This window comes from Xenorhabdus bovienii, assembly GCF_024721015.1.
In the GTDB taxonomy this organism is placed as follows: Bacteria; Pseudomonadota; Gammaproteobacteria; order Enterobacterales; family Enterobacteriaceae; genus Xenorhabdus; species Xenorhabdus bovienii.
The window spans coordinates 1-6,456 of the sequence record NZ_JANAIF010000111.1 but is presented as its reverse complement, the minus strand read 5'-3'; the positions used below and the strand labels follow the sequence as shown (position 1 = coordinate 6,456).

Annotated in this window: 7 protein-coding genes and 1 pseudogene; 4 read left to right on the top strand and 4 right to left on the bottom strand. The window is 46.4% G+C overall.

Annotation, left to right across the window (positions count from 1 at the left end; translation table 11 throughout):
* Window positions 1–368: 368 nt before the first annotated feature.
* Window positions 369–1,961 carry an autoinducer-2 kinase gene (gene lsrK, locus NXS07_RS18020; protein WP_038204409.1) on the bottom strand — a complete coding sequence of 531 codons (1,593 nt, stop codon included), beginning with the start codon at window positions 1,959–1,961 and terminating at the stop codon, window positions 369–371.
* Window positions 1,962–2,032: 71 nt separating this feature from the next.
* Window positions 2,033–3,058 (bottom strand): transcriptional regulator LsrR, encoded by a 1,026-nt coding sequence (gene lsrR, locus NXS07_RS18015; RefSeq protein WP_038204479.1) that lies wholly within the window; start codon window positions 3,056–3,058, stop codon window positions 2,033–2,035.
* A gap of 252 nt (window positions 3,059–3,310) precedes the next feature.
* Here lsrR and NXS07_RS18010 point away from each other — a divergent pair.
* The 4 genes and pseudogenes from NXS07_RS18010 to NXS07_RS17995 all read left to right on the top strand — a co-directional run.
* Window positions 3,311–3,400, top strand: a pseudogene (locus NXS07_RS18010) (hypothetical protein); the annotation flags it as partial.
* 30 nt (window positions 3,401–3,430) lie between these two features.
* The gene (gene lsrF / locus NXS07_RS18005) at window positions 3,431–4,315 is read left to right on the top strand and encodes a 3-hydroxy-5-phosphonooxypentane-2,4-dione thiolase (protein ID WP_038217428.1); all 885 of its coding nucleotides are present in this window, start codon (window positions 3,431–3,433) and stop codon (window positions 4,313–4,315) included.
* A 1-nt stretch (window position 4,316) separates the two neighbouring features.
* Window positions 4,317–4,616, top strand: coding sequence for a (4S)-4-hydroxy-5-phosphonooxypentane-2,3-dione isomerase (gene lsrG, locus NXS07_RS18000; RefSeq protein ID WP_258087323.1), 300 nt, complete (start codon window positions 4,317–4,319; stop codon window positions 4,614–4,616).
* Window positions 4,617–4,850: 234 nt separating this feature from the next.
* Window positions 4,851–5,591 (top strand): class I SAM-dependent DNA methyltransferase, encoded by a 741-nt coding sequence (locus NXS07_RS17995; protein ID WP_038217431.1) that lies wholly within the window; start codon window positions 4,851–4,853, stop codon window positions 5,589–5,591.
* A 55-nt stretch (window positions 5,592–5,646) separates the two neighbouring features.
* Here the strand turns inward: NXS07_RS17995 and NXS07_RS17990 are convergent, their stop codons facing one another.
* Both NXS07_RS17990 and NXS07_RS17985 read right to left on the bottom strand, forming a co-directional pair.
* A complete protein-coding gene (locus NXS07_RS17990; protein ID WP_038204421.1) occupies window positions 5,647–5,925 on the bottom strand; it encodes a hypothetical protein in 279 nt (92 codons plus the stop codon).
* 60 nt (window positions 5,926–5,985) lie between these two features.
* Entirely contained in the window at window positions 5,986–6,240 is a 255-nt protein-coding gene (locus tag NXS07_RS17985) for a hypothetical protein (RefSeq protein ID WP_038217433.1), read from the bottom strand.
* Window positions 6,241–6,456 lie beyond the last annotated feature (216 nt).

Below are 6,456 nucleotides of genomic sequence, written 5' to 3'. Positions count from 1 at the left end.
TTATACATTCCAGCCTAAAAAACCGAGCTTGAATTTACGGGATACTGATATCGCTATTCTTAAACGAAGCTGAGGTTATATAGTAAAAGCCCTCTATAGGAATAGAGGGCTTTTTGGTCATGTGTTCAATTTGTTGATCAGCATCAGACATAGTATTCACTCACACATTGATAAAGATTGCCGATTGAATCTGGTGCTGAACAGTCAGCAGAGATTAAACCCTGTTTATTTCCTTTAAGTATCAAGTGTATGATATTTTACATACTATTTCCTTTTTGTGTTAATTTTGTCCGGTTTAATATACTGGCGTTTCTGGTTATGTTAATGGGACTAAGAAGAATATTTAATTTGTATATGAAGGAACATATTCACAACCCCGGCGCTTTCCACAGCGATGTCGTCAGCCCGTCATCCACCAGATGAAGTTGGTCTGTGTACACTGCCTGCCAATTTTTTTTCGTTTTTTGGTAAATCTCCCAATGTGTCAAATCCGGCTGATATTCCCGCTCCCAGCGCACCAGTTTTTCCCCGGTTTCAGGCAGTGAGTCATACAATGAAACCCCCACGCCCGCCGCAATTGCACAGCCCAACGCGGTTGCTTCCTTAACTACAGGAACCCGCACGGGTAATCCTGTCACGTCGGCGAGGATCTGGCACCAGAGTTTGCCCTTGGAACCACCGCCGGCAAAGACCAGCGAGTCTGGCTTAACACCGGAAAAATCAGCAATCAAATCAAGATTACAGGCCGAGACGATGGCCGCGTTTTCCTCCAGTGCTCTAAATAGCGTCGCTTTGTTGCATTTTTCCGGATCAATCGACAGGTTGAGGAAGGAAGGGGCAGCGTGATACCACGATTTAAAGCGCATGACGTCCGAGAAAATCGGCATGATGCCATAAGCTCCAGCGGGAACTCGTGCCGCCATGTCTTCCAGCAGGCTGTAAGCATCAACACCCAGCCGTTCCGCCATCAGTTTTTCTTCCGCGCAGAAGGCATCGCGGAACCAGCGCATGGTCAGGCCGGTGAAAAAGCTGATGGATTCCGCCTGTGCCATGCCGGGAATGACATGCGGGTTGATGCGGATGTTCATGTTGGGATCGGTGATCGGTGCTGGCAGGTTGACGACCTGCTGCCAGAAAGTGCCACCGAGTACGGCGGTCTGCGCGGGTTTGACGACACCAATGCCGAGACAGCCGAGCTGGACATCGCCGCCGCCCATAATGACGGGTGTGCCGCTGTTCAGGCCGCATTCTGCCGCTGCTTTTCCGGTGATGTAACCGAGCAGGGTGCCGGTTTCTTTGACGGGGGAAAGGATATCGGAACGTAGTCCGGCCATTTCCAGCAGGCTCGGGCGCCAGTTGCGGCTGACTAAGTCCAGCATCCCCGTTGTGCCTGCGTTGGAGGGATCAACCGCCAGCTCGCCACTGAGCATATAAGCCAGCCAGTCGCTGATCATAGTGAGTGTACTGGCCTGCCGATAGATATCCGCGCGATGATGCGCAAGCCACAGCAGACGGGGCATTGCGCCCAGTGCCAGAGTCTGGCCGGAGTAACGGTAAACATCATACTCAAAGGTATTGTCGTAAAGCTCCTTCAGCTCGCTGACTTCATGACCAGAGCGGGCATCGACGTTGGCACAGGCCCAGATGGGATCGCCACTGCGATTATACAGAACGATGCCTTCCCGCATTGAGCAGGCGGCAACGCCCTGAATCGCACTGGCAGGCAGTTCTGCCTTTTGCAGTGCCTGGCGGATACATTGACACGCCAGTTGCCAGTTGTTTTTTAGATCGAATTCCATTGAACCTGCGACATTCGGTACAGGCTGATGGATCCACTCAGCCTGTCCAACGGCGACCTGATTTCCTTCGAGATCAAATATTACTGCCCGGATACTGCCAGTTCCTGCATCAAGCGCCATCAGATACTTCCCTGATGGGTGAGCATGAGCGCGTTGATTCATGATGCTATCCTCGTCTGTCGTTATCTTTTTGTTCGATAGGGCACAGGGGATGGATAAGCAGTGTTAGTCGATTACGTCAGCATAGCTCTTGCGGTCTGTTCTTCGGTTACCAGCGAGCTAATATAGCCCCCTTTCAGTGCGGCAACGATGGCATCGGCTTTTTCAATACCCCTCGCTACACCGATCACATTCGGGATCGTTTTCAGCTCTGGCAGGGAGATACCGATCAGTTCCTGATGGATATCGATATTGCCGACCAGCTCACCTTCTGCATTGAAGAAATAACCGAGGATATCCCCAATCGCGCCTTTGCGACCAAACATCAATTGTTCTCCGTCGCTGATATAGCCGGAGCGCATGATGGTCGCCTGCTGTCGCTGATTGATCGCTCCGATCCCCACCACGGCGATATCTGCGGCACAGGCAGCCAGGATCACATCCCGCACGCTGCGTTCTTCGCGGAACGTCGCGGCGACTTGGTGAGTTGACGCCCGCAGCGGTGCAGGAATGATACTGACAGGGCAGTCTGCATCGAGCTGACCAATCCCCGTCATATAAGGGCCGACGCCGCCAGATAACGTCACCAGCCGGATTTGTTGGGACGAAATAAACCCGCTCAGGTGCTGCAAAGTACACATCGGGGTTTCGCCAAATCCGATAGCCAGTAGCTGACTAGGCTCAATCAGTGCCATCAGCAGGTGGGCAGCGCCGACGCCAAGACGGGTGTTGAGGTTTATTCCGTCAAGAGCCGGCAGTATACGAACCTGCTTGAGATTAAAGCGTTTTTGCAGCGTATCTTCCAATTCCAGACACCCTTCATAGCGTGAATTGATCTGCACGCGGATCACGCCAGACTGCCGCCCCTTCTCCAGCAGGCGGGAGACTTTGAGGCGGCTGAGGCCGAGCAATTCACCGATGTCTCCTTGAGTCAGACCATCGTGATAGTAAAACCAGGCTATGCGAGCCAGTAGTTCTTCTTCACTCATGCTGTTTCCTGAATAGCCATGACCTGAATGGTTATTATCTGAATAAGAAAGTTCCTCGGATAACACGCTTCTCTCTGGTACTGATTGCTTCTTGGTTGGTTTGATCGACATAACAACTTGTTTATCCACTGGCAAAGAATTAAGCATGAAAGCCTCTGATGTGCTAGAGGGCGATCGCAAAAATTTGAACATATTTTAATGGAGATCTAACTTTTTCACAAAATGTGATAGAAATATTGCAAAAGCTTCAGATTATGAATTAGAGTTGTGAACAAAAGTATTTTAAATTAATAAATGTTCAATTGCCGTGTCTGCAAAACGAAAGTCTGTAACGCCATGAGGTGCCGTAATGTCACAGAACAATACCACCAAGAAGCGAAAGGCAACGGCATTGTTGTGATGCCGGAGCGTGTGATTTTTACCAGCGAAAACATCAACCAATACGATTTCTAATTTATGGGCTGACACCTTCTGGAGAGAGAAATGGCAGATTTAGATGACATCAAAGACGGTAAAGATTTTGGTATTGATATACCACAAAAGAACACTCTGTTTGAATTGAAAGGCAGCGGTGCGCTGGATTGGGGAATGCAGTCGCGTTTGGCGCGGATTTTCAATCCAGCGACCAATAAAACGGTGATGCTGGCGTTTGATCACGGTTATTTTCAGGGGCCGACCACGGGATTGGAGCGTATTGATATCAATATCGCCCCGCTGTTTGAGCACACTGATGTACTGATGTGTACCCGCGGTATTCTGCGCAGTCAGGTTCCACCTGCAACCAATAAACCCGTGGTACTGCGTGCATCCGGCGCTAATTCGATTTTGACTGAGTTGTCCAATGAAGCGGTGGCTGTGGCGATGGAGGATGCGCTTCGGCTGAATGTGTGCGCCGTGGCGGCGCAAGTTTATATTGGTTCTGAGCATGAACATCAATCCATCAAGAACATCATTAAGCTGGTGGATCAGGGAATGCGCTATGGCATGCCGACAATGGCCGTGACAGGCGTCGGGAAGGATATGGCACGTGACCAGCGTTATTTCTCACTGGCGACCCGTATTGCCGCTGAAATAGGGGCGAATATTATCAAGACCTATTATGTTGACAGCGGTTTTGAACGGATCGCAGCGGGCTGTCCTGTGCCGATTGTGATTGCAGGCGGCAAGAAATTACCGGAGATAGAAGCACTGGAGATGTGCTATCAGGCGATTGATCAGGGTGCGTCCGGTGTTGATATGGGACGGAATATCTTCCAGTCCGAAGCGCCGGTAGCCATGCTGAAAGCGGTTCAGGCGGTGGTTCATCACAATGAGAAGCCAGCACAGGCTTATGAACTGTTCCTGAGTGAAAAGGCTAAGGGGGAATAATATGCAAGTCACGTTAGTCGAAATCAACGTTAGAGCCGACAAGATTGACGAATTTATCGAGGTTTTTCGTGATAATCACCTTGGTTCGGTCAAAGAGCCGGGCAACTTACGCTTTGATGTGCTGAGGGATGAAAATATTCCGACCCGCTTTTATGTTTATGAAGCCTATGCTGATGAAACTGCGGTGGCCGCCCATAAAAAAACGCCTCATTACTTGCGCTGTGTCGAGAGATTGGAAGCGTTGATGACCGAGCCAAGGAAAAAAATAACGTTTATTGGCTTGATGCCGGAAGGGAAATAGCGTTATAACATGATTGATATATGCACAGCCCGCAACATAATCTGTGGGCTGTTTTCTGAAAATGCGGTTGCTTAATGCTGCTCATATTTGCACTTTTTTGAATTTTTAGCTTTATCTGCCATTGGCACCATCAAGTAAAATTAGATGCCATTCATAAAGATATGAAGCGCCTTCAACTGCACAGTAGAAAATCGGAGCGATTATCATTATCCGTTTATCAGGGGAGTAATAATCATGTCGAAAAAACATGCAGCCTATAATGCTATTGGAGAACGTTATGAGCAATTCATAGAAGACACACCTCAACGTGAAATAGACGTTCGTACCATACTCAGTATGGTTGGTGATGTCAGTGGAAAATCGGTTCTGGATGTGGCCTGTGGATATGGTTATTTCGGTCGAGAGTTACGCAAACGTGGAGCGTCAAAAGTCGTTGGTGTGGATATTTCTGAAGCAATGATAGAGCATGCCAGAGAAAAGTCGGAACAGTATAATGATGATATAGAATTTCATGTGCAAGATGTCTGCCATATGGAATCACTTGGCAAGTTTGATATCATTGTTGCGGCTTGGTTGTTCAATTATGCTGAATCGATTGACGATTTGGAAAAAATGTTTCAGGTCGTCGCTAGCCATCTCAAACTTTCAGGTAAGTTAGTTGCTTATACGGTTTCACCCGCTTTCCGTTTCAATCAGGGTAACTACGATATTTATGGTATCAATATCCTGAGTGAAGAGTCATGCAAAGGTGGCGCCTATTATCACGTGGAATTTTTAACGACACCACCAAGCCTCCTTATTTTCTATCGATGGAACCATGAGGATTATGAACGAGCTATTCAAAAGGCAGGGTTCAGTCGAGTTGAATGGCAAAAACCTAAGCTGTTAGAGAATGATTTCAAACGTTATCCCGATGGTTTTTGGGATATTTTTCAACGAAATAATCTGAATATAGGCTTTACCTGTCAGTTCTGATGGTTTGCTCTTTTTATGTTTGGTTACAGAACTACCAGGAATAGCATATTGGCCTTTAGCCATGTTTGCCCACATTTCTTCTCCTCAACCACGCCACAATAAACGCTGTTATCTGTTGTGGCTGGTTGATATCTAAAGAACTAATTAGATTTTCTATAAATTCGGGTATTGCCTGTGGAGGTGGGCATACAGCGCATGGTTTTCTTGCCGCATAATTTGTTTTTTGGTCTGGATAAGCCGTCGCATTGATAAGCATTTTTTTATTTTCTTTTGAAAGGTTATCTTTGTTAGCGATATCCAGTAATAATTCTTCTGTCGAATTTGTTGGTGTCATATTTTAATATCATTTCATTTTATTGATGCTGTTCAATATAGATTGAATAACTTAAATCATTCATTTTAGTTCTGGGCAATTAGCCAACATTTCTATTTTTGACCGATATTGACCATATTTATAAGGGTAATCAATATTTAAATAATGATTCATCTTTGTTGCCGTAATTTTCCAAACCGGAGAGCCTAAAAACATCGACCAACCAAGAAAATTATTTTTATTTAAGCCTCTCTCTATTAACCGATCTATTCCCCTTGAAGAAACTACCAGCACTTTCGGTTCTGTAACAATCAAAGATACAGTCCAATTCTTCATTTTATGAAATGGATACCTCCAATAATGCAGAGGATTTTTCGATGGTTTTTGGGGTCGTGTTAATAAGATTAAGAAGTCTATTTTATATGTAACTGGAAACATTAATAACCGAACCAAGGAAAAAGGCCTCTTTTATTGGTTTATATCCGTCGTCATTGAAGATGCTTGATTTTTCATTTGTATCAGATCATGATCGCGCTCATGAAAATTAATCTG

Excerpts from the sequence above, each read along its gene's own strand:
- lsrK (WP_038204409.1), bottom strand. The coding sequence starts at position 1,961 with ATGAATCAACGCGCTCATGCTCACCCATCAGGGAAGTATCTGATGGCG.
- lsrR (WP_038204479.1), bottom strand. The coding sequence starts at position 3,058 with ATGTCGATCAAACCAACCAAGAAGCAATCAGTACCAGAGAGAAGCGTG.
- lsrF (WP_038217428.1), top strand. The coding sequence starts at position 3,431 with ATGGCAGATTTAGATGACATCAAAGACGGTAAAGATTTTGGTATTGAT.
- lsrG (WP_258087323.1), top strand. The coding sequence starts at position 4,317 with ATGCAAGTCACGTTAGTCGAAATCAACGTTAGAGCCGACAAGATTGAC.
- NXS07_RS17995 (WP_038217431.1), top strand. The coding sequence starts at position 4,851 with ATGTCGAAAAAACATGCAGCCTATAATGCTATTGGAGAACGTTATGAG.
- NXS07_RS17990 (WP_038204421.1), bottom strand. The coding sequence starts at position 5,925 with ATGACACCAACAAATTCGACAGAAGAATTATTACTGGATATCGCTAAC.
- NXS07_RS17985 (WP_038217433.1), bottom strand. The coding sequence starts at position 6,240 with ATGAAGAATTGGACTGTATCTTTGATTGTTACAGAACCGAAAGTGCTG.